The sequence below is a fragment of the Mucilaginibacter sp. SG564 genome, assembly GCF_013149275.1.
GTDB lineage: Bacteria > Bacteroidota > Bacteroidia > Sphingobacteriales > Sphingobacteriaceae > Mucilaginibacter.
Map to the genome: position 1 here is coordinate 14417 of NZ_JABGNA010000009.1, position 24240 is coordinate 38656.

24 protein-coding genes are annotated in these 24240 nt (G+C 42.0%); 17 read left to right on the forward strand and 7 right to left on the reverse strand.

Annotated elements, in window-relative coordinates:
• Positions 1–462: 462 nt before the first annotated feature.
• From FHW89_RS20575 to FHW89_RS20585, 3 genes are all read left to right on the forward strand, one after another.
• Positions 463–1842 (forward strand): DEAD/DEAH box helicase, encoded by a 1380-nt coding sequence (locus tag FHW89_RS20575; RefSeq protein WP_172336940.1) that lies wholly within the window; start codon positions 463–465, stop codon positions 1840–1842.
• Positions 1843–2389: 547 nt separating this feature from the next.
• Entirely contained in the window at positions 2390–3745 is a 1356-nt protein-coding gene (locus FHW89_RS20580; protein WP_172336941.1) for a glycosyltransferase, read from the forward strand.
• Positions 3746–3919: 174 nt separating this feature from the next.
• Positions 3920–4219 carry a septum formation initiator family protein gene (locus FHW89_RS20585; RefSeq protein ID WP_172337130.1) on the forward strand — a complete coding sequence of 100 codons (300 nt, stop codon included), beginning with the start codon at positions 3920–3922 and terminating at the stop codon, positions 4217–4219.
• A 184-nt stretch (positions 4220–4403) separates the two neighbouring features.
• Here FHW89_RS20585 and FHW89_RS20590 read toward each other — a convergent pair whose 3' ends face one another.
• From FHW89_RS20590 to fabG, 7 genes are all read right to left on the reverse strand, one after another.
• Positions 4404–4829, reverse strand: coding sequence for an endonuclease domain-containing protein (locus FHW89_RS20590; protein WP_172336942.1), 426 nt, complete (start codon positions 4827–4829; stop codon positions 4404–4406).
• A 199-nt stretch (positions 4830–5028) separates the two neighbouring features.
• On the reverse strand, positions 5029–6189 hold the full coding sequence (locus FHW89_RS20595) for an acyltransferase (RefSeq protein ID WP_172336943.1): 1161 nt from the start codon (positions 6187–6189) through the stop codon (positions 5029–5031).
• A gap of 225 nt (positions 6190–6414) precedes the next feature.
• Entirely contained in the window at positions 6415–6837 is a 423-nt protein-coding gene (locus FHW89_RS20600; protein ID WP_172336944.1) for an endonuclease domain-containing protein, read from the reverse strand.
• Positions 6838–6955: 118 nt separating this feature from the next.
• A complete protein-coding gene (locus tag FHW89_RS20605; RefSeq protein ID WP_172336945.1) occupies positions 6956–9037 on the reverse strand; it encodes a hypothetical protein in 2082 nt (693 codons plus the stop codon).
• Between the two features lie 76 nt (positions 9038–9113).
• Positions 9114–9371, reverse strand: a complete 258-nt coding sequence (locus tag FHW89_RS29185) for an energy transducer TonB (protein ID WP_371742470.1) — start codon at positions 9369–9371, stop codon at positions 9114–9116.
• Between the two features lies 1 nt (position 9372).
• A complete protein-coding gene (locus FHW89_RS20615; protein ID WP_172336947.1) occupies positions 9373–9546 on the reverse strand; it encodes a hypothetical protein in 174 nt (57 codons plus the stop codon).
• A gap of 235 nt (positions 9547–9781) precedes the next feature.
• Positions 9782–10525 carry a 3-oxoacyl-[acyl-carrier-protein] reductase gene (gene fabG / locus FHW89_RS20620; protein ID WP_172336948.1) on the reverse strand — a complete coding sequence of 248 codons (744 nt, stop codon included), beginning with the start codon at positions 10523–10525 and terminating at the stop codon, positions 9782–9784.
• Positions 10526–10790: 265 nt separating this feature from the next.
• On the opposite strand from fabG, the gene purH reads away from it, so the two are divergent.
• From purH to FHW89_RS20690, 14 genes are all read left to right on the forward strand, one after another.
• The gene (gene purH / locus FHW89_RS20625; protein ID WP_172336949.1) at positions 10791–12317 is read left to right on the forward strand and encodes a bifunctional phosphoribosylaminoimidazolecarboxamide formyltransferase/IMP cyclohydrolase; all 1527 of its coding nucleotides are present in this window, start codon (positions 10791–10793) and stop codon (positions 12315–12317) included.
• Positions 12318–12531: 214 nt separating this feature from the next.
• Positions 12532–13554, forward strand: a complete 1023-nt coding sequence (locus FHW89_RS20630; RefSeq protein ID WP_076378059.1) for a rod shape-determining protein — start codon at positions 12532–12534, stop codon at positions 13552–13554.
• A gap of 115 nt (positions 13555–13669) precedes the next feature.
• The gene (gene mreC / locus FHW89_RS20635; protein ID WP_172336950.1) at positions 13670–14503 is read left to right on the forward strand and encodes a rod shape-determining protein MreC; all 834 of its coding nucleotides are present in this window, start codon (positions 13670–13672) and stop codon (positions 14501–14503) included.
• Positions 14496–15014 (forward strand): rod shape-determining protein MreD, encoded by a 519-nt coding sequence (locus tag FHW89_RS20640; RefSeq protein ID WP_172336951.1) that lies wholly within the window; start codon positions 14496–14498, stop codon positions 15012–15014. Before mreC ends, FHW89_RS20640 begins: the two co-directional genes overlap by 8 nt.
• Complete coding sequence (mrdA, locus tag FHW89_RS20645; RefSeq protein ID WP_172336952.1) at positions 15011–17023, forward strand: penicillin-binding protein 2; 2013 nt, start codon at positions 15011–15013, stop codon at positions 17021–17023. Before FHW89_RS20640 ends, mrdA begins: the two co-directional genes overlap by 4 nt.
• Before the next feature lie 7 nt (positions 17024–17030).
• On the forward strand, positions 17031–18293 hold the full coding sequence (gene rodA, locus FHW89_RS20650) for a rod shape-determining protein RodA (protein WP_371742471.1): 1263 nt from the start codon (positions 17031–17033) through the stop codon (positions 18291–18293).
• A gap of 540 nt (positions 18294–18833) precedes the next feature.
• Positions 18834–19037, forward strand: coding sequence for a hypothetical protein (locus FHW89_RS20655; RefSeq protein WP_172336954.1), 204 nt, complete (start codon positions 18834–18836; stop codon positions 19035–19037).
• Positions 19038–19222: 185 nt separating this feature from the next.
• The gene (locus tag FHW89_RS20660) at positions 19223–19420 is read left to right on the forward strand and encodes a hypothetical protein (protein ID WP_172336955.1); all 198 of its coding nucleotides are present in this window, start codon (positions 19223–19225) and stop codon (positions 19418–19420) included.
• A 147-nt stretch (positions 19421–19567) separates the two neighbouring features.
• Positions 19568–19774 carry a hypothetical protein gene (locus FHW89_RS20665; RefSeq protein WP_172336928.1) on the forward strand — a complete coding sequence of 69 codons (207 nt, stop codon included), beginning with the start codon at positions 19568–19570 and terminating at the stop codon, positions 19772–19774.
• Positions 19775–19857: 83 nt separating this feature from the next.
• Entirely contained in the window at positions 19858–20073 is a 216-nt protein-coding gene (locus FHW89_RS20670) for a hypothetical protein (protein WP_172336956.1), read from the forward strand.
• A gap of 136 nt (positions 20074–20209) precedes the next feature.
• On the forward strand, positions 20210–20419 hold the full coding sequence (locus FHW89_RS20675; protein WP_172336957.1) for a hypothetical protein: 210 nt from the start codon (positions 20210–20212) through the stop codon (positions 20417–20419).
• A gap of 116 nt (positions 20420–20535) precedes the next feature.
• A complete protein-coding gene (locus FHW89_RS20680; RefSeq protein ID WP_172336958.1) occupies positions 20536–20697 on the forward strand; it encodes a hypothetical protein in 162 nt (53 codons plus the stop codon).
• Positions 20698–20763: 66 nt separating this feature from the next.
• The gene (locus FHW89_RS20685) at positions 20764–21930 is read left to right on the forward strand and encodes an HlyD family secretion protein (RefSeq protein ID WP_172336959.1); all 1167 of its coding nucleotides are present in this window, start codon (positions 20764–20766) and stop codon (positions 21928–21930) included.
• 11 nt (positions 21931–21941) lie between these two features.
• Positions 21942–24053, forward strand: a complete 2112-nt coding sequence (locus FHW89_RS20690; RefSeq protein WP_172336960.1) for a peptidase domain-containing ABC transporter — start codon at positions 21942–21944, stop codon at positions 24051–24053.
• The last annotated feature ends 187 nt before the right edge of the window (positions 24054–24240 follow it).

The following is a 24240-nucleotide window of genomic DNA, read 5'->3' on the forward strand; positions in this document are numbered from 1 at the left end:
TTCTTCAGGTTACTTAAAAACTTTTTAAACCTTAAATTTTAACACTTTTTTAGTCGAAAACAGGGTAAAAAGACTTGTGTTTTGATCGTTTTAACTAAATTTTAACGCCATTTTAACACTTTTTAACAAATTTTTAGCACACTTTTTTTACTTTAAAAAGTATTTGTGCTGGTTAAACAACTTAATTTTAAGACAAGTTGCTTGGCCCTAATTGTTGTCAAAAAAATAACCTCATCTTTGTTCAGAGAGCCTATCTGCCATCGATACAGATGTACAAAAATAACAGGAGATATTTGGGGCATCTGCACATTTGAAACTTGCATATCCGCACATCTGTTAGCATCTGCAATAAAAAGCGTATCTTTGCAAAAAAGATTACACGATCGCTTACGGTTTTGATCACCGAAACTCTTCAGACCCGCTTATGCTTTGGCGATAGCACATACACATTACAATCATTACATGTCATTCGAAAATTTAAATTTAATTGAGCCCTTATTAAAGGCTTTAAAAACCGAGGGATATACCTCACCAACCCCTATACAAGCGCAAGCTATACCTATTGTATTGCAACGACGCGACCTTTTAGGCTGCGCCCAAACCGGTACCGGTAAAACCGCTGCCTTCGCGCTGCCTATTTTGCAATTGTTGCATCAGGACAGGCAACAACATAAGGAACAAAAGACCATCAAGGCCCTTATCCTTACACCAACCCGCGAACTCGCTATACAAATTGCCGAAAGCTTTACCGCTTATGGTAAACATACCGGTTTAAAAAACCTGGTTATTTTTGGCGGTGTATCACAAAACCCGCAGGTTGACGCTTTAAGGCGCGGTGTAGATATCCTGATAGCTACCCCAGGTCGTTTGCTCGACCTGGTGAACCAGCGTTACGTTCACCTGGAACACGTAAAAATGCTAATCCTGGATGAGGCCGACCGTATGCTGGATATGGGCTTTGTGCACGATGTTAAAAAAATCATCACTAAAGTACCTGCCAAAAGGCAAACCCTGTTCTTTTCGGCTACTATGCCCAAAGAGATACAGCAACTGGCCGACAGCATCCTGTCTGACCCTGAAAAAATTGAAGTTACTCCGGTTTCTTCCACAGCCGATACTATACAGCAGTCGCTTTTTTATGTTGATAAGGGCGATAAAAAATCATTGCTGATCCACATATTAAAAGATAAGAATATTAAAACCGCCCTGGTATTTACCCGTACCAAACACGGTGCCGATAAGGTGGTGAAGGATTTAATACGTGCCGGTATTACTGCCGAGGCTATCCATGGTAATAAATCGCAAAACGCGCGTCAGCGTGCGCTTACCAATTTCAAAAATCGCACTACACGCGTACTGATAGCTACCGATATTGCTGCCCGGGGTATTGATATCGACGAGTTGACCCACGTGATCAACTACGAAATCCCAAACATCCCCGAAACCTATGTACACCGTATTGGCCGTACCGGCCGTGCAGGGGCAAGCGGTATAGCGCTTTCTTTTTGTGATGAGGATGAAATAGAGTTTTTAAAGGATATCCACAAGCTTATAGCTAAAGAAATTCCTGTTGAAGAAGCACATCCTTACCCGCTTAGTCCGGTAGCTATTGCCGCTGGCATGGGCGCCAAAAAAGGAACGGCTAATGCCAATTTGCGTAACGGCTCATCGGGCCGTAGCGGTGGCGGTAATAAACGTCGCGGAGGTAACGGAGGCGGCCATCGCTCAGGTGGCGGTGGTAAACGCTCAGGCGGGGGTAATAGCCGCAACGGCGGCGGCAAACCAGGCGGCAGCAGCGGCATGAGCGGAGCCAGCAGGTCATCAGGCGGCGGTCGTAGCTAATATTAACTTATAACAGGTTTTTCAACCTGGTTAAAACCCCATTAAACATTGTTTAATGGGGTTTCTTGCATTATGCAGGCGCGGTTTACGCTGCCGGATAGCAGATCGATAATCACAAAAAGGGGGGCTGTCACCCTGAGCTTCGTCGAAGGGTTGAGCGCAGAGGCCCGGCCACCATGATGTCCATCAAAAGAGCCCGGGGCTTGGTGCGATTCCTTCCCTCGGGAAGGGGAGGAAGGGGTTTATCGAATAGGATAATCATTGCGCGTAGAAACCCCTCCCTGCCATTACACCTGCCCAACGCACCCCTCCCCTGGGGAGGGAATTAAAAATGAATTTCTTAATTCAAAATCTTTCGTCCTCTCAGGGGCTCCTGAAAGGGACCCTGAGAGGACAACGGGGATGAGACCGGAGTGGATAAAAAACGCTTGCCCCCGCATATGGGGAGTGTATCCCCACTTTAGGGTATAGTATGGCATAGCCGCTCATGGCATCTTTGTAAAGCAAAATTGCTAAACAAGTAAAATCCACTAAAACATCTTTTATTATGGAAATGCAAGCTCAGGAACAATTAAAAGGAAAAAAAATATTATTTGCTACCATTCCGGCCGATGGTCACTTTAATCCGCTCACCGGTTTGGCCAAGCACCTGCAAAGCCTGGGGTGCGATGTGCGCTGGTTTACATCAGATTACTTTGCCGGGAAACTGGAAAAACTGGGCATCCCGCACTATGGTTATAAAAAAACACTAAACCTAACCGGTGATAATGTAGATGACTATTTGAACCGCCGGTCGATCACCGACCCGATCGAAAAGTTGAATTTTGATTTTGAACACATTTTTATCGCCCGTTCTCCCGAATCATATGCAGATATCGCGGAAATACATGAAAGCTTTCCATTTGATCTGTTGATAGCCGATAGCACATTTACCGCTATTCCTTTGGTGAGGGCGGGTTTAAATAAACCGGTGCTGAGCATTGGCATTGTGCCGCTGGTAGAGGATACGCCCGAACTGGCTCCTTTTGGGATGGCCCTGCCACCAGCTACCGATGAAGTAACACAAGCCGAATATGCTATGCTGCATGAACAGGCTGTTAATATATTATTCAAAAAAACGATCGATCTGCACGAGGGAATTTTGAATGAATTTGGGGTGAAGTATGAGCGCTCAATGTTCCCTAACCTGCTGGTTAAACAAGCCGACCTGTATTTGCAGATAGGCTCGCCTGGGTTTGATTATGAGCGCAGCCAAACGGGTAGCAATGTACGCTATGTAGGTGCGCTATTACCATATCAGCCAGATAACAGCGAGCATAACTGCTGGTTTGATGAGCGCCTTAACCAATATGAAAAGATCATCCTGGTAACACAGGGCACGGTTGAAAAAGATACCAGCAAATTAACCGAGCCTACCCTGGAGGCCTTTAAGGATACCGATGTACTGGTGATAGCCACTACCGTGGGCAGTAATACCGAGGCCCTGCGCGAAAAGTATAATTTCAATAACATTATTATTGAAGATTATATACCATTTAGTGATGTAATGCCTTATGCCAGTGTGTATATCACCAATGGTGGTTACGGCGGTAGTTTACTTAGCGTCAATCATCAATTGCCGATGGTAGCAGCCGGTTTACATGAAGGCAAAAGCGAAATATGCGCCCGTATAGGTTACCTCGAATACGGTATCAACCTGAATACAGAAATACCAACCCCCGCAGCAATTAAGGCAGCAGCAGAAGAGGTGATGGCCAACGAGAAATATAAGCATAACATGATCAGATTATATCATGAAATGAATAGCTATAACGCCAGAGAGTTGTGTACACAGTATATAGCGGAGTTATTATCGGGTTTACCAGTGTCTAAGCAGGAACAAATAGATATTGAAATAAATTAAGAACGTGTTTTCGTACCCCTATGTCCCTGGTAGCCATATGTATTATGGCTGCCGGGACTTTTTTATTTAGCAACAACGCGTGCAATAAAATTCATTGTTAATAAGTTAATAAGCATATTTGTAGCGGTCAAAAAAAATAAATAGCTTTAAATGAAATTTATAGAGCCCATATCCATGAAACGCCTCATTAACCTTTTGAAGAACAAATTCTTTTTGGTTACGCTGGCCTTTTTAGTTTGGATGATATTTTTTGACCGGAACGATCTGTTCTCGCAGTATGAGTACCGCAAACAGGTAGGTAAACTAAAGGAGGAGCGTGATTTTTATAAAAAAGAGACCGACCAGGTAACTAAAGAACTGGACGAGCTAACCTCGAACCCCCAGAAACTCGAAAAGTTTGCCCGCGAAAAATACCTCATGAAAAAAGATAACGAGGATGTTTTTGTGATCGTTCACGAGAAAAAGGAAAAGTAAGGGATTTTACAATCAAGAGATAAGAGTCAGGAAATAAGATATAGAAAGCGGTGGATTATCCATCGCTTTTTTTTGTGAAATTGAAATTCGAAAACGGGATATTGGAACTATGAGGGATAAATAAAAAGCAGAGGCCTCGTGTGATTCCCTCCCAACGGGAGGGTGTAGGGAGGGGTTTAGCATACTATTCAAGTAATCCTCGATCAAATCCTTTCGGAAGTTTAATGTCCGAATCATTTTTAATCAACGCTATTATTGTAGTATCTATCGTTCTCAATACATTCTGCATATCGCTTTTCAATTCAGATTCCGAAAATCTTAAAAAGTGTATCCCAAAGCTTTCTAATTTCTGTTGCCTCACTTCATCTTTATTAAAAGCCTCTTCATGATTGTGCGACATCCCATCAATCTCAATAGCCAGCATTAAGTCCTTGCAATAAAAATCTACTATATAATTATCTACAAATCGCTGACGATCAAAATCGAAGTCAAGGAGCTTATCGTTTTTTAATTCGCTCCATAACAATAGCTCTCCGTCGGTCATATCTTTTCGCAGTTTGCGTGCGAGGACTTTAAGTGCAGGATTGTATGGAATAATCTTCTTTGCCATTTTTAATATTCGCTTTGTGGAACCCCTCCCTACACCCTCCCGTGGGGAGGGAATCGCACTGGCCAACGCTTTTTATCTTTTATGTTGTTTTTCTCTTCATTTAATGCCCACGACAATCCTCCCGAGGGAGGGAATCGCACCCGGCTTGGGCTTCTTATCTGTTTTTATTTATACTTCACCTTATTTTCTACCATCATTGTTATACCACCTCCACATGGTTTTTACTATGCTTCCAACGCTGCAATAACTTATCCCTTATTTTTAAAGATGGTTTCTCGATAGTATATCTTAGTATCAGCGCGAATGTGATGGTGCTGAGCAGGCAGCAAAGCATCATCAGGTTACTGTTTTTGTCGATGCCGTTTTTTTGGAGCAGGTTTTGGGTAAGATGGATCACCAGCTTATGCGATAGATAGATGCTGTAAGATAAGGTAGCCAGATGGGTGGTAATAGTAGATTGGCGGTGGTACAGAAAATTGGATGGACAAACGATAGCCGCCAAAATGAGTCCGTATCCCAGTGAAACCAACGGAAAGCCCCAAACAGTACTGATTAGGCTATCGCCGGGTGAACAAACAAAATAAGCGGCTATTAAAATGACCGGTCCCAGCAGCATCAGCAGGTAATTGTACCTGTTTGCTATTTCTTTAATGTGCGGATAAAAAGTGTAAGCACCGGCAATGCTCACGCCGATAAGTAATCCGTCTAAACGATTATAAGTGGGGTAGTAGATCACCCGGTGCCATATCGCCCCAAAATCATCTTCGGCGAGATGAGGAGCTGCAAAATAATGCCAGCCTGCATATCTGATGATGAACCCGGCGACAAACAATCCTACGAGAATGTAAACAGCCGTTTTACCTGCTTTAAAATGGTTGAGCAGCCAAAAGGTTAATGGCAATATTAAATAAAACTGCTCCTCCACACATAACGACCAGGCATGGGTAAAAGTCCCGGTGGTTTTCAGATCCAGGCCAAAATTGAGGGTAAAGGTGATGTATTTCCAGAGCGGGGCCATGTGTTCCCGCTCGCGCAGATATGGGATAGCAGTATATAAAAGCAATACAACCAGGTAAGGTGGAATGATGCGGAAGAAACGCTTGGCGAAAAATTCGCGCATATTGATGGTCTTGCCTTTTTTGATGGTATTAAAAAGTTGCCCCGCGATCAAAAATCCGCTAAGAACAAAAAACAGGTCGACGCCCGTCCAGCCAAAGCCGCCTATTTTATTTACCCATTCCGGGTGCCCGAAAAGTTGGTAATGAAACAGCAAAACATAGGTAATGGCCAATGTCCGTAAATGATCTAAACCCAATAATTTATGCTTATCGGATATGCTGGCTGTGATGGTATCTGACATGAAATATGTGCGGGGAATTTAGGCTGTAATTTATTGAATAAAGAGGATAAATAGGAGGGGAGGTTGTTTTATTTCTTGATCTAAATTTTAGTGTTTGGCAATACCGATTACGATGGAAATCATATGTTTTGCTGAAGCAATGGCCTCGTGCGATTCCCTCCCTCGGGAGGGGCAGGGAGGGGTTTGTTCGTGCGGTATATCGGATAAACTGAGGGGCTTCTCAAACTATTTCAGCAAGCTTAGATCAAATCCTACCGGTAGTTTAATAGACGGATCATTTTTCACCAATATAATTACAGTACTTTCAATAGTGCGTATTACATTAAACATATCCTGTTTTACCTCTGTCTCAGTAAATCTTAAAAAGTAAATCCCGAAACCCTCTAATTTTTGTTGTCTCTGTTCATCTTTATAAAAAGCCTCTTCATGATTGTGCGACATTCCGTCAATCTCAATAGCCAGCATTAAATTTTTAGAATAGAAGTCGACTATATAATTATCTATACAACACTGACGGTCAAAGTCAAAACCGAATAGTTTATTGTTTTTTAATTCATCCCATAGCAAAACCTCCCCAAAAGTCATATCCTTTCTGAGTTTGCGAGCCAGTTTCTTCAGTTTTGGATTGTATGGGATGATTTTAACCATTGCTGTTGTTTTGCCGCTTGCAGAGAACCCCTCCCTACCCTCCCGAGGGAGGGAATCGCACGAGCCGTGTCTCCACTTTTGTCTTATCTCTTAATCCTAATTTCCAGCTTCTCGCCCTCTAAACCTCGCCTTCGCGTTTACGTAAAAACCACTCGCCGGATAGTAACAGGAGTATCAGTATAAATATCCATTTTACATCAATGATGTCGCTGTAGTGTTTGTCTTCATAAACAACGGTTTTGATATTGTCGTTTTTGCGGATGAGACTGGCCAGTCGGTCGATTTGAGCAGGATATAGCATTTGGCCGCCGCTTTGTTTGGCTATCGTATTTAACAATTGATGATTGGCTGCGCTTTGCCGGGTTTCCAGGTTGAGCGGTTTTATGGTTAATTGTCCGCTTGCATTAAAGCGTTGGGCTCCGTTTTGGGTAGCCGCGGTATAGCTGTATTCGCCAATAGGCAGCGTACCGGCATCCAACTGGTAGCTTTGTCCGCTGCGGCTGAACAGGAAGCTATAGTTTTTACCGGCCTGGTTCTTCAGTTCGATCCTGACATCAGGCGTATTGATCAGTTCCAGGGCGTCGTTATACAATTCGGCATTCAGGATCACATTTTCACCTTCGTCAAAAACATTGCGGGCAGGGTATACCCTGAAACGCTGGCGATTGGAATTGGCGGTTAAATATTGTACACTCTGACTCAGGAGTTCGTCGGTAGCGTTGCGGTTGCCGTAGTTCTGGTACTCGGCCAGTTGCCAGCGCCACAGGCCCTCGCCGGTAAGTATAGCGGTACGGCGACCGGCATCGTCGGCAAAAGCCAGCAGGGGATAGGTGGTAGCTACCGCGCCAATTTTTTGTTTCAGGAGCACAGCCGTATTGGCAGCCGAGCCATAACTGCCAAAGGGAGCCAGCAAGGGCGGCATAACCGCTATTTTTTTGCGGGAAGAATCGGACAGGGTAAAAGCCGAAAAGCCGGTCTCGGGCAGGGCCAGTACTTCCTGCGATTCGGAACGACCCGCGCTGATCTTGATACTGTTTTGCGCAGCATTAAAGGCCTGCAGATCTGTTTGCGAACCCAGCATATACCAAACCGGGATATTGCTTTTGGCTATAAAGTTTTTTAGCAGCGGGTATTCTTCCGCAGGGGTTTGGTATAGGATCACGAGACTGTAATCAACCAGTTTAATGGCGGCTATATCGGCGAGCAATACGGTTTTTACCTCGTAGTTTTTATTGGTTTCGATAGCCTGTTTGATAACCGTAATATCGGGATGCGGACTGCGGTATACCACCAGTACTTTTTGGCGGGCATCCAGCACATCTACATAAATGGTTTCGGTATTGTTTTGGGTGGATAGCTCGTTTTTTACCGGGGTAATGCTGATGTTGTATTTCCGCAGACCTTTTTTATCAGCGGTAAGCTTGATAGGGATGATCTTTTTAAAATCAGCCGAAGTAACGGGGATGGTTTGGGTGAATACCTGTTTGCCGTCTTCGGTAACAGTGATGTGCATGTTTTCGCCTTTGCTTTGGTAAGCCGCGGCCAAAACTTCTATTTCAAAATCGTTATCCAGGAAGGCTGTTTTGTTGTAGTTTACATTGCCGATGAGGAGATCGCGTTTGGCAACGGTATCGCCCAGGGCAATGGTGTATATGCTGGTCTTGATGTTTTTGGCTTCGTACTGCGGGTCGTTACCCTGGTTGTAGAGGCCGTCGGTAGCTAAAACCAGCGCGCCGATGTTTTGGTTTACAAAGCGATTGTTGAGCTGTCGTAATGCCCCCGCCATATCGGTTTGCTTACCGCTGAATTTATCTGACAGGCCGTTAGACAGGGCTTTACTGAAATTGAACTCCTGTACATCATACTGATCGCCCAATTGCTGTTTGAGTTTAGCCAGATCATTGATAAATTGAGCGGAACTAAAACCGGCGGGTTTAAAAGTATTGATGGAGGATGAATTATCCTGTGCGATGAGCACCAATGGTTTCTGCGGATCATATTTGATGGTTTTTACCAGCGGCGAAACCAGCAGCATGGCAATAACAAACACCACCAGCACACGCAGCACAGCTAACCACAACCTGAAATTTTTGCCCAGGTTAACGGGTTGCCGGTATAATAACCAGGCATAAAGCACGCCCAGTATTAAACAAACAGGCACCCACCATCCGGAAACAGACCCCCAGGTTATTGAAAACATTTTTTATAGGTTGTATTAATGCGCTACGTACAGCTGCAAAATGCGAAATTATTGTGAAATGCGGGTGAATAAGTTTTTATTCGCTTAGAGAGGGGTCTAGGTTAATAGGTATAGAGTACATACAGGGTACAGGTTTGCCATTACATTTACCTGGCTTCCACTTTAGGGTTGCGATATTTCTTAGTATTTGATTTCCAAGGAGGTGCTCATCGCCGGAAGAATCTCTTTTTACCCGCTGTCCATCTATTTGGCCATCAGCCTCCACCACAAATACGATTATCGTCAAGCCGTAATAATTAGTGCTAGGTGGTAGCTTTAAATTCTTGGTGATCACCTCATTTATTTATTTTAAGAAATCCATCTACCGGTTCGGGTGCTTCATCAACCTTTGTGTAAACAAATTTATGCAGAATAGAATCTTGTTTGCCTTCGCAGGTATTTTCGCTGTTTTGGGCGAAAGCATCAACAAAAGCAAAACATAACAAATAAAAGATAATGATACTTTTCAAAAGCTAAAGTTTAAGGTTGAGACTAAAGATATGCTTTTTATAAATAGGCAGAAAAGACCAAAATCAAAGAAGGCCAGCTTTAGCCGGCCTTCTTTAAAAATATGTTTGTCATACTGAACGGAGTGAAGTATCTAATAGCCGGTTTGCATAGTTTGCTAACAGATCCTTCGCTGCCGCTCAGGATGACTTATCGCTGAGTATTTTTGATTTTTTACTTTTGAATTTTGACTTTCTACTAAAGCATTCCGCCATCAACCGGGATCACCTGGCCAGTAATGTAGGTGGCCATGTCTGATGCCAGGAAAACGCAGGCGTTGGCCACATCTTCGGGCTGGCCGGCACGTTTCAATGGGATATCAGCTTCCCAGCCTTCAACCACCTTAGGGTCGAGCACGTCGGTCATTTCGGTTTTGATAAAGCCAGGCGCAACCACGTTGGTACGGATGTTACGTGAACCCAGCTCTTTAGCTACCGATTTTGAGAAACCGATGATGCCCGCTTTTGAAGCAGCATAATTAGCCTGCCCAGCATTGCCTTGTACACCTACTACCGAGCTCATGTTGATGAATACACCATTACGGTTTTTCATCATGATTTTGGAGGCTGCTTTGGTTACGTTGAATATTGATTTCAGGTTCACGTCAAGCACTTCGTCCCAGTTCTCTTCAGTCATGCGCATCAGCAGGCCGTCTTTGGTGATGCCGGCGTTGTTAACCACTATATGCAGGGTGCCAAAATCGGCAACAATATCATTGATGAGTTTTTCGGCTTCGTCAAATTTGGAAGCGTCAGAGCGGTAGCCTTTTACCTTGGTGCCAAAGCTTTGCAGTTCCTGCTCAAGGGCCTGCCCTTTTTCAACCGACGATAAATAGGTGAATGCCACATTGGCGCCTTGCTCGGCAAACTTCTCGGCTATTTTACGCCCTATACCTTTTGACGCGCCGGTAATAAGCGCTATTTTTCCTTCTAATAATTTCATAAACTGACTATATGATTTCGGGCGGTGAAGTTAGTGGTTTTTTATTTTGGTTCATAGTTAGTAGTTGATGGTTCATAGATCATGGTTCATGGTCAATATTTTTTGTTTTGTAGACCATAGTTCATAGAGGTAATTTAAACCAGTTGAATAATAACATCTTTGGCTATGATCTATGAACCATTAACTATAAACTGTTTTTCCTACAGAAAAACTTAATCAATTAACTAAATATCACTACCTTTGCGGCTCAAAAAATTACGTGTGCATGAGCCAGTCTGTTCAAATAAAAAACGCTTTAATTTCTGTTTACTACAAAGATAATTTAGAGCCCATTATCCTGGAGTTAAACCGCCTTGGTGTCGAGATATATTCAACCGGCGGAACCGAAACTTTTATCCGTAACCTGGGTGTTAATGTAGTGCCTGTGGAGGACCTTACATCGTACCCATCTATCTTAGGCGGACGTGTTAAAACACTGCATCCCAAAGTGTTTGGTGGCATCTTGGCCCGAAGAAGTTTTGACGGAGATGAACAGCAACTGGCCCAATATGAAATTCCGGAGATCGACCTGGTAATTGTTGATCTTTACCCTTTTGAAGAAACCGTAAAATCTGGCGCAGCCCAGGAAGATGTGATCGAGAAGATTGATATCGGTGGTATTTCCCTGATCCGTGCTGCTGCTAAAAATTTTAAAGATGTAGTGATCGTAGCATCTAAAAATGATTACGGCACGCTTGAAGAAATTCTGAAAACACAAGACGGTGCAACCACGCTTGATCAGCGCCGGTCATTTGCACAAAAAGCATTCAATATATCATCACATTACGATAGTGCTATCTTCCAGTATTTTAACCAGGAAGAGCCGCTGCCGGTATTTAAACAAAGCATACACAGCAGCCAGGTTTTACGTTACGGCGAAAACCCGCACCAGGGTGGTGTATTTTATGGCGACCTGGATGCCATGTTCACCAAATTGCATGGCAAGGAGCTATCCTACAACAACCTGGTTGATGTGGATGCTGCTGTAGCCCTTATTGATGAGTTTACCGAGCCAACAGTGGCTATATTAAAACATACCAACGCTTGTGGTATCGCTTCCCGCTCTTCGATAAGAGAAGCCTGGATCGATGCGCTGGCCTGTGATCCGGTTTCGGCTTTCGGCGGTGTTATTATCGCTAACGATGAGATCGACGCGGATACTGCTACAGAGATTAGCAACATTTTCTACGAAGTACTGATAGCCCCGGCCTATACCGATGAAGCTGTACGGATATTGCAAAGCAAAAAGAACCGGATCATCCTGGTTCGTCAGCCGGTGGCCCTGCCAACCAAACAGTTCAAAACTTTGTTGAACGGTGTTATTGAGCAGGATAAAGACGCGGTTATTGAAGGCCCGGCCCAAATGACCCCGGTTACCAACAGAAAACCTACCGAGCATGAATTGCACGATCTGTTCTTTGCCAATAAAGTGGTAAAACATACCAAATCAAATACTATTGTGTTTGCCAAAAACGGTCAGCTGATGGCCAGCGGTGTTGGTCAAACCTCCAGGGTTGATTCTTTGAAACAGGCGGTTATCAAAGCCGAAAGTTTTGGGTTCGATCTGCATGGCGCGGTAATGGCATCTGATGCGTTTTTCCCGTTCCCGGATTGCGCCGAGCTGGCTGCAGAAGCCGGAATAACTGCTATATTGCAACCCGGTGGATCAATAAATGACAAGCTTTCTGTTGAAATGTGTAATGAAAAAAACATTTCGATGGTGACTACCGGCGTTCGTCATTTTAAACACTAAAATTTTAAATTAAACGGGCTTATTGGGTTTGATGAAGTGTGGAAGATTGGAAATGGGAAAGGATTTTGAGATCCCGAAAGCCCGATTAACATAATTTAACATAACCGACCTGTCCAAACAATAAATATGAAATTTATACGCTCTTAATTGCAACTATGTGATTTTTTTAAGCGTATTTTTATAAACTTTACAGATTATTTGAAAGAAGCAACAGATGGGTTTATTTAACTTTTTTACACAAGAAATAGCTATCGATTTGGGTACCGCGAATACCCTCATTATACATAACGACAAAGTTGTTGTTGACGAACCTTCTATCGTGGCGTTCGACAGAACAACCAATAAAGTAATTGCCATTGGCAGGCAGGCCATGCAAATGGAAGGTAAAACACATGATAACATCCGCACGGTGCGCCCGCTGAAGGATGGTGTAATTGCCGACTTTAACGCAGCCGAACACATGATACGGGGTATGATCAAAATGATCAACCAGGGCAAAGGCTGGTTTTTTCCTTCACTGCGTATGGTGATCTGTATTCCATCGGGTATTACTGAGGTAGAGAAACGTGCCGTGCGCGACTCGGCCGAGATTGCCGGTGCCAAAGAGGTTTACCTGATACATGAGCCTATGGCTGCCGCCGTGGGTATCGGTATCGACGTGGAAGAGCCTATGGGCAACATGATCATTGATATTGGTGGTGGTACTACCGAGATCGCGGTTATCGCTTTATCCGGTATTGTTTGTGATCAGTCTATCCGCGTAGCAGGCGATAACTTTGACTCAGATATTGTACAATACATCCGCCGTCAGCATAATATCATGATAGGTGACCGTACCGCCGAGAAGATCAAAATAGAAGTTGGTGCCGCGTTGCCGGAACTGGCCGATCCGCCAAGTGATTTTGCTGTTCAGGGCCGCGACCTGATGACCGGTGTTCCAAAGCAGATCATGGTATCCTATACCGAGATTGCGCACTGTTTGGATAAATCTATCTCTAAAATAGAGGAAGCTATATTGAAGGCATTGGAAATTACCCCGCCAGAACTATCGGCCGATATTTATCAAACCGGTATTTATTTAACAGGTGGTGGTGCTTTATTGCGTGGTTTAGATAAGCGTGTGGCAGCCAAAACAAAACTACCGGTTCACGTTGCCGAAGATCCGCTGCGTGCCGTAGTACGCGGAACCGGAACCGCTCTTAAAAACATAGGAAACTTTAAATTTTTAATGCAATAGTCTATAATTAGTGGGTTAGTGAATTAGTGAGTTAGTGAATGAAAAGTATAAAGCCTCATCATTCAAACAAATACTCAGTAATTCACTAATTCACTAATTCAATAATTATAAAACGATGCGTAACCTCTTGATTTTTATCACTAAGTATAACGCGTTTTTTCTATTCCTGATTTTTGAGATAAGCTCGTTGCTTATTTATGTAAAATATAACTCTTTTCAGAAAGCCACCTTCATCAATTCAACCAATAAAGTTACTGGTACATTATACACCCAGGTTAGCCAGTTTTATGGGTATTTATCGTTAAAAGAGGTAAATGACAGCCTTGCCCGCGAAAACGCCCAGTTGCGGGGGATGCTTAAATCGGCATTGTATGTTGATACGGTTGAAAAACATAAAGTGGTTGATACCAGCTACAAACAGCAATATACTTATATTGTAGCCAGGGTGGTTAATAACTCCACCAACAAGCGCAGCAACTATATTACCATTAACCGCGGGAGCAAAGAGGGGATAACCAAAGACATGGGTGTTATTTGCGGATCTGGCGTAGTGGGAATGGTGGTAGATGTGTCGGAGCATTTGGCTATAGTACAATCGGTATTGAATAAAAATACCCGCTTTAGCGCCATGCTGGCTAATAACAAGGAGATCGGTTCATTTATATGGGGTGCTGATCTTGATCCTAAAAAGGGATTGTTAACAGATATCCAGAACGATGCACAACCGAAATTAGGCGAACAGGTTGTTACCTCGGGTTATTCACTTTTTCCTACCGGTATTCCGTTTGGTAAAATAAGCAACTTGCACGCCAAGGGTGGCGGACTATTGCTTAATGTGGATGTAACCCTTGCGGTTGATTTTAGTAAACTGGAATATGTTTACGTGGTAAATAATAAATTTGCACAGGAGCAAACGGGACTGGAGGCCGGACAGAAGAAAAATGAGTAGAGCTATTTTAGTCAATGTCATACGGTTTCTGATACTGGTTTTTATGCAGGTTTTTCTGCTCAAGAATATTACCTTTTACAACCTGTCAACCCCATACCTGTACATTCTGTTTATTTTGCTGCTTCCATTTGAGGTACCAAATATATTGCTGTTCGTACTTTCGTTTTTATTAGGATTAACCATCGATGCTTTTTACGACACCCCCGGTCTGCATGCAGCCGCGTGTGTGGTGCTGGCTTTGGTTCGTATCCTGTTTATCAGTATCACGGTACAAAAAGATGGATTTGATAATGAACCCGAGCCCACATTGAGTATTATGGGGTTTCGGTGGTTTTTTACTTATGCCCTCGTGCTCACTCTTTTTCATCATTTTTTTCTGCTGAATTTAGAGGTATTTAGTTTTTCTGAAATCCAATATACACTAAGCCGTGTTGTATTGAGTTCAATATTTACTGTATTTTTAATGCTTATTTCAGGACTGCTATTTTTCAGAAAGAAAGAACGTAAATGAATAAGTTTTTTGAGCGTCGATACGTTATAACGGGTATTTTTCTGGTAATTATGATCACTCTTTTGGGGAGGCTTTACTATATCCAAATAGTTGATGACCGTTATACCTTATATGCCAACAGTAACGTACGGCGTATACAGATCCAGTATCCATCGCGCGGTCCTATACTTGATCGTAATGGTAAAATACTGGTCCAAAATGTGCCAATTTATGATATTACCGTTAATCCTAAAGAAGTAAAGCCTTTTGATACCCTGGAGTTTTGTAAATTGATAGGTATTGATAAAGAAGGTTTCGATAAACGTTTACTCAAAGCCATTAAATATTCCCCCAATAAAGAATCGATATTTGAAAAGCAGCTTCCTTTTGAACTGTACGCTTCGTTTCAGGAAAAGTTAACCGAATTTCCGGGCTTTTATGTGCAGCCGCGTACGGTAAGAACCTATCCCGACTCAACCGCCGCTCAGTTTTTAGGTTTTATTGGCGAGGTGCAGGATCGTGATATTATGCGCTCCAATGGTTATTATCGTCCAGGCGACTACATTGGTGTTACCGGTGTGGAAAAATCCTATGAGCAGATTTTGCGGGGACAGCGTGGCGTAAAAATACAAATGGTTGATTCTCGGGGCATTCCCAAAGGTTCTTTTGCTAATGGAGCCTTCGATACTTTGGCCCGTCCCGGCGAACGGCTTACTTCATCATTGGATATCAACCTGCAAAAGCTGGGCGAAAAGCTGATGAAAAATAAACTGGGTAGTATTGTAGCAATTGAACCCTCAAGTGGCGAAATATTGTGTTATGTAAGTAGTCCTACCTATGATCCCAACCTGATGGTTGGCCGGGAGCGTGGTAATAATGCATCTAAGTTATACAATGATCCTTACAATCCGTTTTTTATCCGACCTATACAGGCTTATTATCCTCCTGGATCGTCATTTAAGCCTTTGAGCGCGCTTATTGCCATACAGGAGGGGGTAATTACCCCCGAAACTATGTATTACTGCCCCGGGTATTATATAGCGGGTAACAGAAGGATACCTTGTTTTCATGGCGAGGTACATGGGGCGGTTAATTTAAGTAAAGCCGTAGCAGAGTCATGTAATGGCTACTTTGATATGGTTTTTGAGAAGTTGATAAACCGTAATGGCGCCAAAAAGACTGATACATCATTTAACTATTGGCGAGGTAATGTAGCCAAATTTGGTTTAGGTACAAAATTAGGCCTCGATATGCCAAACGAAGGCCGGGGAAACCTGCCCAGAGCATCGTATTATGATAAAGTATATCACAAAGGCGGCTGGCGTTCAAGTACGGTTATTTCATTAGGCATAGGGCAGGGCGAGTTATTAGCCACTCCCTTACAGTTAGCCAATATCGAAGCTACTATAGCCAATCGTGGTTTTTATTATAAGCCACATTTGATAAAAGCTATTGGTGATAAGCAGGTGATCAAACACGAATACAATGTGAAGAATTATGTAGGTGTAGATTCACAGTATTTTAAACCGGTTATTGATGGTATGGAAAGTGTGGTTGATTACGGAACGGCCAAAGGGGCAAAAATACCTGGTATCATCATGTGCGGAAAAACCGGTACGGCTCAAAATAGAACCGGTAAGGATAATTCCGTATTTGTGGCTTTTGCTCCACGGGATAACCCTAAAATAGCTATAGCCGTAGTGGTTGAAAATGCCGGGCAGGGTGGTACATGGGCAGCACCTATTGCCAGTTTTATTGTGGAACAATATTTAAAAAAGTCAATATCGCAACGGCCTTCGGGTATTACGCCTGATTATTATATCAATGCCAACTTGTTGCCCGATCTGAATATCTATTTGCCCGAAAGATTAAAAGAACGCAGAAGGGATAGTATCCGGAGTGTAAGGGCCGACTCGATCAGGAAGGTTAAAGCAGATTCGATAAAAAAAGCGGCTCAGCTTAAAACAGCTAACAATAATAAACAAAGTGGTTTAAGCGCCCTTTTAGCAGCTAGGAGGGCTGGTAAATAATATGAGTGTGAATAACCAGCGCAGCTTTTTTTTCAATGTAGATTGGCTAACCGTACTGTTATACCTGGCCCTGTGTACCATTGGCTGGTTTAATATTCATGCCGCTGTATTTGATGAAAAGCACCCGAGTATTATTGATGCGTCAACCAATTATGGTAAGCAGTTCATTTATATCAACGTATCCATTGTGGTGGCTATTGTTATATTATTGCTGGAGAGCAGGTTTTTAACCGCGCTGGCACCCGCATTTTATGGCATAACGGTGCTGCTGTTAATACTCGTACTGGTAATAGGGCGAAACGTTGGCGGTAACCAGGCCTGGATAAATATGGGAGGAGGGTTTAGGCTGCAACCCTCGGAGTTTGCCAAATTTTCCACATGTTTGCTATTGGCCCGTTATCTGAGCTCGGTTAATATTAAAGTTACTGAACTCAGATCATTCCTGATAGCAGCAGCTATTATTGGTTTCCCGATGTTGCTGATTATGCTGCAGCCAGATACCGGATCAACCCTGGTTTTTTGTTCGTTGATATTTGTGCTTTATCGCGAGGGTTTATCCCCATATTTTTTAGTGGTTAGCGGTTTACTCATTACGCTTTTTGTGGTTACCCTTTTGTATAATCCACTGTATGTTATTCTGGTATTGGTGTTATTAACCGCGCTGATCATATTTTTATTCAAACGGCAGCGTAAGCTTATTTTTACCATGCTGGTAGGATTGGCTATATGTGTGGCTTTTATTTTTAGTGTTAAATTTATTTACTCCCACGTTTTAAAGCCTCACCAAACCGAACGTATCAATATATTATTGGGCATTACTACCGATTTAAAGGGTAAAGGCTATAACGTAAATCAGTCAAAAATAGCCATCGGATCGGGCAAGCTATGGGGCAAAGGTTATTTGCACGGCACGCAAACCAAATACTCCTTTGTACCAGAGCAAAGCACCGACTTTATTTTTTGCACCATAGGCGAAGAATGGGGTTTTGCAGGGTCTGTTGTTGTGCTTGGACTGTATCTGTTTTTAATATTACGGGTAATTTACCTGGCCGAAAGGCAACGATCCCCTTTTTCCCGGATATACGGATATGGGGTGGCGTCGGTATTGTTTTTTCACGTGGTTATCAATATTGGCATGACCATTGGTGTGGTACCGGTAATTGGCATACCCCTGCCATTTATCAGTTATGGCGGTTCTTCCTTACTTAGTTTTACCATCCTGCTCTTCATCCTTGTTAAGCTCGATTCCAACCGAATGGGGATCGTTTAATTTACCCGGAAGCTGCGGTGTCAAAGTGCTGATTATGCAGGGCTTATAATTTGGTTTATTAAAACATTGTTATACTAATATTAATTTATTTAATATTGATATGTTAAATATTAGTTGCTGAATGGTTAAATATTTAAAATCATAATAGGCAAATTATTTATCTTTTAATTAAATAGTTGAGTTAGTAACAATTGTGTTAATTATAGATTACTTTTCTTAAGAATTCATTACTTAGCCTGTATTTTGACTTTTATTTATTAAATAGCCCCCCGAAATCGGTACTGGAACTCTTGCAGAGTAAAATGAATGAATTGAATATGAATTCGTAAAAGTGTGTTTTTGGTCTAAAAAGAAGGTTTTTATTGTGTTTTATCCGGTTTTTAGGCCTTTTTTTCTTTCTGAAGCCGCACCGGCAACCGATGGTACATTCATGTATTTATTGTTATATATTATATTTGTTTTAAGCGTTTGGCCAAACGGAGGCGTATCCTGAAAAGCCTATAAATAGAGTAGGGGGACAAAACAATAAGTAACACTATTATGAAAAATTTAGAATTAAAAGAACTTGGTGTTCAAGAAATGAACACTACAGAAATGACTAAAGTAAACGGTGGCGGTCCATTAAGCGATCTGTTAGTTAACACTTTATTTGTGGCCTTGGGTGGCGTAAGCATTTTAGTAAACAACACAGTTCAGTTTGTTGGTTACACTGTAAACTCGCTTTTAAGCTTCGTTAAAAGTTAATTAGTTTATTTAACTATTTCCCAAAAACAATTTCACAATCCGTACTTAAATAGGGCGTTTAACACGGCCTGTTTTATTGATTGCGATTCTAATTAATTTATGGCATTGCCATTATTGGCCGGCCAGACGGGCGAATCCTGAAAAGCCCTAACAGAGTAAGGGGTTATTGAACAAAAAATACTATTATGAAAAATTTAGAATTAAAAGAACTTGGCGTTCAAGAAATGAATGCTGCTGAAATGACTAACGTTAATGGTGGTTTATTAGGTATCAGCATTGACCTGGGCCCGCTTTTCGCTCAACTTAACAAAACAGTAACTGAAGTTGTTTCATTTGTTACTACTCAAGTTAAGATCGTAGGTGCTATTCTTGGCGCATTATAATAAAAACCTTTAAATAGCCGTTGCCCAGGTTGGGTTAACGGCTATTTATTCCTATCGCACGTTACAAATCCTATTCCTCAAATTCACATAAATGGCGTATCCCGAAAAGCCATGAACAGAGTAGGGAAAATTTTTTAAACTACCCTTATGAAAAATTTAGAGTTAAAAGAACTTGGAGTTCAGGAAATGAATGTTGCCGAAATGGCTGATGTAAATGGCGGCAGTGTAATTGGAGGTATCATCGATGCTGTTCAAGCACTTGTGGACGGCCTTCAGAAAAATGTAAATCTTGATGGAATCATTCAGGACTTTAAAACCTTTTTTACTACCCTTAAAGGGTTGCTTCACCCGTAAGCTAAAAGTATCCCTGAATTTTATATAAACGGCGAATCCTGAAAAGCCATAATAGAGTAAGGAGAATGTTTAAGACTACAATTATGAAAAATATGGAATTAAAAGAACTCGGTGTTCAGGAGATGAATACTGCTGAAATGACTATCGTTAATGGTGGCGCTATTCTGGGTGGTGTTGCTACCCTTGTAGATAACCTGGCTATTATTATAGGTGGTACCCTTGGTCCGCTACTTCCGGGGCTTTCACTTGTACTTGTGGGGCTTTTACATTCTGTGTCAGGTCTCCTTAGCGAAGTTTAAGAGCTTACAGGAATTTAAAGTTAATAAAAGAAAAGCTACAAAATAGCTTTATGACGTGATATACCGGCTTCTGCCGATTAAGGCGTATCCTGAAAAGCCTTAACAGAGTAAGGGATTAATATACAAAAATACAATCATGAAAAATCTAGAATTAAAAGAGTTGGGTGTTCAGGAAATGAACACTGCTGAAATGACAAAAGTTAATGGCGGTGGCTTAGGCGACATTTCAATTAGCCTTAACCTTGAGCCTGTTTTGAAATTTTTAGCAGGTGTATTAACTGATACTGGCTCACTCCTTACTAAAACATTGGGTTCGCTGTTTCAATTACTTCAGGGGCAATTGTAAAAAATACAGAATAGCCGTTGCTCTTAAATACTTAAGAGCGCGGCTATTTTGTTTTAACAAAGCCAACTTAATTAAGCTAATTCTCGTAAACAAAAAACAAATAAACACTCACAATTATGAAAAATTTAGAATTAAAAGAACTTGGTGTTCAGGAAATGGATGCTAAAGAAATGATCAATGTTAACGGTGGATACGGCTTAGGCGATCTGCTTGGCGCCGTTTTTACAGCTTTAGGCTCTATTTTAGACGCTGTTGTTAAATTGGTTCAAGGTTTATAAAAACATGGAGTAGTCATTGTCGTGAATTTTTCAGGATAATGACTATTTTAATATGTTAACAAGAGCATGGCATTATCTACCTATTCTACAGAAACAATTGCTGAAACCTCTATCGTTTACCGTTCACAGATCAGCAGGAAAACCCAGCTCATCTACTTAGTTACGGTAATAGCGATAATAGTAACTTTTGCAGTGCTTCCATTTATTAAAACCCCTATCAGTATAAAGGGTAACGGGCTTTTACAATCATCTATCGAAAAAGCCGAGTTAACTATTCCGGTTAACGGACGGCTCACAAAACTTAAACTTACCGACAATCAAAAAATTACCCGCGGCGATACCATTTTAGTGATAGACGCCTCGGTTCAGAAACAACAAGGCGCCTTGGCCGACAATCGTAAAAGGCAAATAGGGCAGTTTCTGGGAGATATTAATGAACTATTGGCTGGTGTTAACAGCGGGAGAACAAGTACCCCTAATTTGCAAACCGGGCAATATAATGCCTCATGGCAACAGTTTTCACAGGAACTGGAAAATTCGGCCATAGCCAAACAACAATCAGCAAGTACATTTAACCGCTATAACGAACTATATAAAAACAAGGTACTCACCGAATCTGAGTATGAAAAATATAAGTTTGAGTATGAACAGGCCAAATCGGCCTATTTAATGGTGCTGGCTAAATATAAAACACAATGGCAAACGGAAGCCAATGGGTTCAGGAATGAACTTCGTCAGTTAAACGGACAGGAAGCTGAGATAAACGAACAAAAAAGACAATATATGCTGAGGGCTCCAATAAGCGGCTCAGTTCAAAATATATCGGGTGTGCAAAATGGCGCGTATGTATTTGCTAATCAAAAAATTGGTGAAATATCACCCGATGCCAATTTAACTGCATTTTGTTATATCAAACCTTCAGATATTGGGTTGATTAAAAAAGGGCAGCAGGTACGTTTCCAGGTAGATGCCTTTAATTATAATCAATGGGGCCTGGCAACTGGTAAAGTAGTAGATATTTCTGATGATATCATCATCATTAATCAAAATCAACCCGTATTTAAGGTAAAGTGTACCCTTGATAAAAATTACCTCACACTAAAGAACGGCTATAAAGGATACCTGAAAAAGGGGATGAATTTTACAGCCCGTTTTAGTGTAACCAAACGGAGCCTGTATCAATTATTATATGATAAGGTTGATGATTGGGTAAATCCTAATATTGGCAGCTAAACCAGAGAGTAATGAGCATTAAAATAAAACAGCGGGATATAACGGATTGCGGGGCAGCTTGTTTAGCTTCTGTCTCTTCACATTACAAACTCGACCTCGCGGTTGCCCGTATCAGGCAGCTTGCCGGTACCGATAAAAAAGGAACCAATGTACTGGGTATGGTTGAGGCCGCCCAGAAGTTGGGATTTGAGGCCAAAGGCGTAAAAGGACCTTTTGAAAGCTTATTTAAAATACCCAAACCTGCAATTGCCCATTTGGTAGTAAAAGAAATTTTGCATCACTATGTGGTGATATATAAGGTTACCGACAAGTACGTTGAGGTAATGGACCCCATTGACGGGCAGCTAAGCCGCAGAAGTCATGATGAATTTAAAAAAGAATGGTCTGGAGCACTGGTATTGTTGTTGCCATCAGAAGAGTTTGAAACAGGTAACGAAAAGAAATCCGTAAACGGCCGCTTCTGGAACCTGATTAAACCACATAAGAGCATTCTGATACAGGCTTTGTTTGGTGCGGTTATTTATACCATTTTGGGTTTATCAACCTCTGTTTTCGTACAAAAACTGGTCGACTTTGTATTGGTTGATGGTAACCGGAATTTGCTCAATATTATGGGTATTGGTATGGTTATCATTTTGGCATTGCAGCTTTTTATAGGTACAGCCAAAACCATATTTACCTTAAAAACGGGGCAAATGATTGATGCCAAGCTCATTTTAGGGTATTATAAACATTTGCTCAGATTGCCGCAGCAGTTTTTCGATACCATGCGCGTGGGCGAGATTATTTCCCGTATTAATGACGCGGTAAAAATCCGTACGTTTTTAAATGATGTGAGCATTAATTTCCTGGTGAACATATTTATTGTGGTGTTTTCGTTCATCATGATGTTTACCTATTACTGGAAACTGGCACTCATCATGCTTAGCGTTATTCCTTTATATCTGGCTATTTATTACATCACGGATAAACTTAATAAAAAGGCGCAGCGTAAATTGATGGAGGATGCCGCGGAGCTGGAATCGCAACTGGTAGAGAGCTTAAACTCGGTTGGTACTATTAAGCGCTTTGGGTTAGAAGACCATGCAAATGAAAAGACTGAAGTACGTTTTGTTAAACTGCTGAAAGTTGGTATGAAATCAAACCTGAACTCAGTTTTTTCAGGTACTTCTTCCGAGCTGATATCCCGTTTACTCACTATAGCCTTGCTTTGGGTTGGTGCCGGTTATGTAATGGATAATAATATAACCCCGGGCGAGCTTTTATCGTTTTATACCCTGATAGGCTATTTTACTGGTCCGGTATCATCATTGATAGGGATGAACAGAACCGTACAGGATGCTGTGATTGCTGCCGACAGGTTGTTTGAGATCATGGATCTGGAGCGCGAAAATGATGAGAATCAGATTGAGCTTAGTCCGGATAAAATTGGTGATATCCGTTTTGAAAACGTGTCCTTCCGTTACGGAACCAGGGTGGCTGTTTTTGATAACCTGAACCTGATTTTACCAAAAGGTAAATTTACTGCCATTGTAGGCGAAAGCGGTTCCGGTAAATCGACATTGATGTCGATATTGCAAAACATATATCCTATACAAAGTGGTAATGTGCGCATTGGTGAGTATGATCTTAAATATATCAGCAATTCGTCTCTTCGTCAAATGATATCAGTGGTACCGCAGCAAATAGACCTGTTTGCGGGCAATGTTATTGATAATATTGCGGTTGGCGATAATGAGCCGGATATGAAAAGGATCATCGACATATCGGCCAGGCTGGGCATAACCGGCTTTATAGAATCTTTACCAAAAGGCTTCCAAACTTACCTGGGCGAAAACGGTACATCGCTGTCTGGTGGTCAAAGGCAACGCATCGCGATAGCACGGGCACTATACCGTAACCCCGAGATCCTGATACTGGATGAGGCGACCTCTTCGCTTGATTCGGTATCTGAAAAATACGTGCAAAAGATGATTGAAATGTTAAAGGAAGAACAAAAAACGGTAATTGTAATCACACACCGTTCAAGCACCTTAAATAATGCCGATAATATCATTGTGCTGGACAAAGGCGTAGTGGTAGAACAAGGCAGCCATAAAAAATTGAATTATAGCTTAAGCTAAGAGCTGAAGGCTTAAAGCGAAAAGCTTGATACTGAAAAAACGCGTCATTGCGAGGAGGAACGACGTGGCAATCCCCGCTTAGCAGAGCCGCTCTGTATAGTTAGGGATTGCCACGCTGTCGCTCGCAATGACGGGTTTCTTATAAAACAACAAAAGCGAGGGCATGCCCTCGCTTTTGTTGTTTTAG

Bases quoted from the DNA above. Each gene is read 5' to 3' on its own strand.
- purH (WP_172336949.1), top strand. From the start codon at position 10,791: ATGAGCCAGTCTGTTCAAATAAAAAACGCTTTAATTTCTGTTTACTAC.
- FHW89_RS20595 (WP_172336943.1), bottom strand. From the start codon at position 6,189: ATGTCAGATACCATCACAGCCAGCATATCCGATAAGCATAAATTATTG.
- FHW89_RS20640 (WP_172336951.1), top strand. From the start codon at position 14,496: ATGAGTAGAGCTATTTTAGTCAATGTCATACGGTTTCTGATACTGGTT.
- FHW89_RS20600 (WP_172336944.1), bottom strand. From the start codon at position 6,837: ATGGTTAAAATCATCCCATACAATCCAAAACTGAAGAAACTGGCTCGC.
- mreC (WP_172336950.1), top strand. From the start codon at position 13,670: ATGCGTAACCTCTTGATTTTTATCACTAAGTATAACGCGTTTTTTCTA.
- mrdA (WP_172336952.1), top strand. From the start codon at position 15,011: ATGAATAAGTTTTTTGAGCGTCGATACGTTATAACGGGTATTTTTCTG.
- FHW89_RS20680 (WP_172336958.1), top strand. From the start codon at position 20,536: ATGAAAAATTTAGAATTAAAAGAACTTGGTGTTCAGGAAATGGATGCT.
- FHW89_RS20590 (WP_172336942.1), bottom strand. From the start codon at position 4,829: ATGGCAAAGAAGATTATTCCATACAATCCTGCACTTAAAGTCCTCGCA.
- FHW89_RS20675 (WP_172336957.1), top strand. From the start codon at position 20,210: ATGAAAAATCTAGAATTAAAAGAGTTGGGTGTTCAGGAAATGAACACT.
- fabG (WP_172336948.1), bottom strand. From the start codon at position 10,525: ATGAAATTATTAGAAGGAAAAATAGCGCTTATTACCGGCGCGTCAAAA.
- FHW89_RS20580 (WP_172336941.1), top strand. From the start codon at position 2,390: ATGGAAATGCAAGCTCAGGAACAATTAAAAGGAAAAAAAATATTATTT.
- FHW89_RS20690 (WP_172336960.1), top strand. From the start codon at position 21,942: ATGAGCATTAAAATAAAACAGCGGGATATAACGGATTGCGGGGCAGCT.
- FHW89_RS20605 (WP_172336945.1), bottom strand. From the start codon at position 9,037: ATGTTTTCAATAACCTGGGGGTCTGTTTCCGGATGGTGGGTGCCTGTT.
- FHW89_RS20670 (WP_172336956.1), top strand. From the start codon at position 19,858: ATGAAAAATATGGAATTAAAAGAACTCGGTGTTCAGGAGATGAATACT.
- FHW89_RS20660 (WP_172336955.1), top strand. From the start codon at position 19,223: ATGAAAAATTTAGAATTAAAAGAACTTGGCGTTCAAGAAATGAATGCT.
- FHW89_RS20630 (WP_076378059.1), top strand. From the start codon at position 12,532: ATGGGTTTATTTAACTTTTTTACACAAGAAATAGCTATCGATTTGGGT.
- FHW89_RS20655 (WP_172336954.1), top strand. From the start codon at position 18,834: ATGAAAAATTTAGAATTAAAAGAACTTGGTGTTCAAGAAATGAACACT.
- FHW89_RS20665 (WP_172336928.1), top strand. From the start codon at position 19,568: ATGAAAAATTTAGAGTTAAAAGAACTTGGAGTTCAGGAAATGAATGTT.
- FHW89_RS20575 (WP_172336940.1), top strand. From the start codon at position 463: ATGTCATTCGAAAATTTAAATTTAATTGAGCCCTTATTAAAGGCTTTA.
- FHW89_RS20585 (WP_172337130.1), top strand. From the start codon at position 3,920: ATGAAACGCCTCATTAACCTTTTGAAGAACAAATTCTTTTTGGTTACG.
- FHW89_RS20685 (WP_172336959.1), top strand. From the start codon at position 20,764: ATGGCATTATCTACCTATTCTACAGAAACAATTGCTGAAACCTCTATC.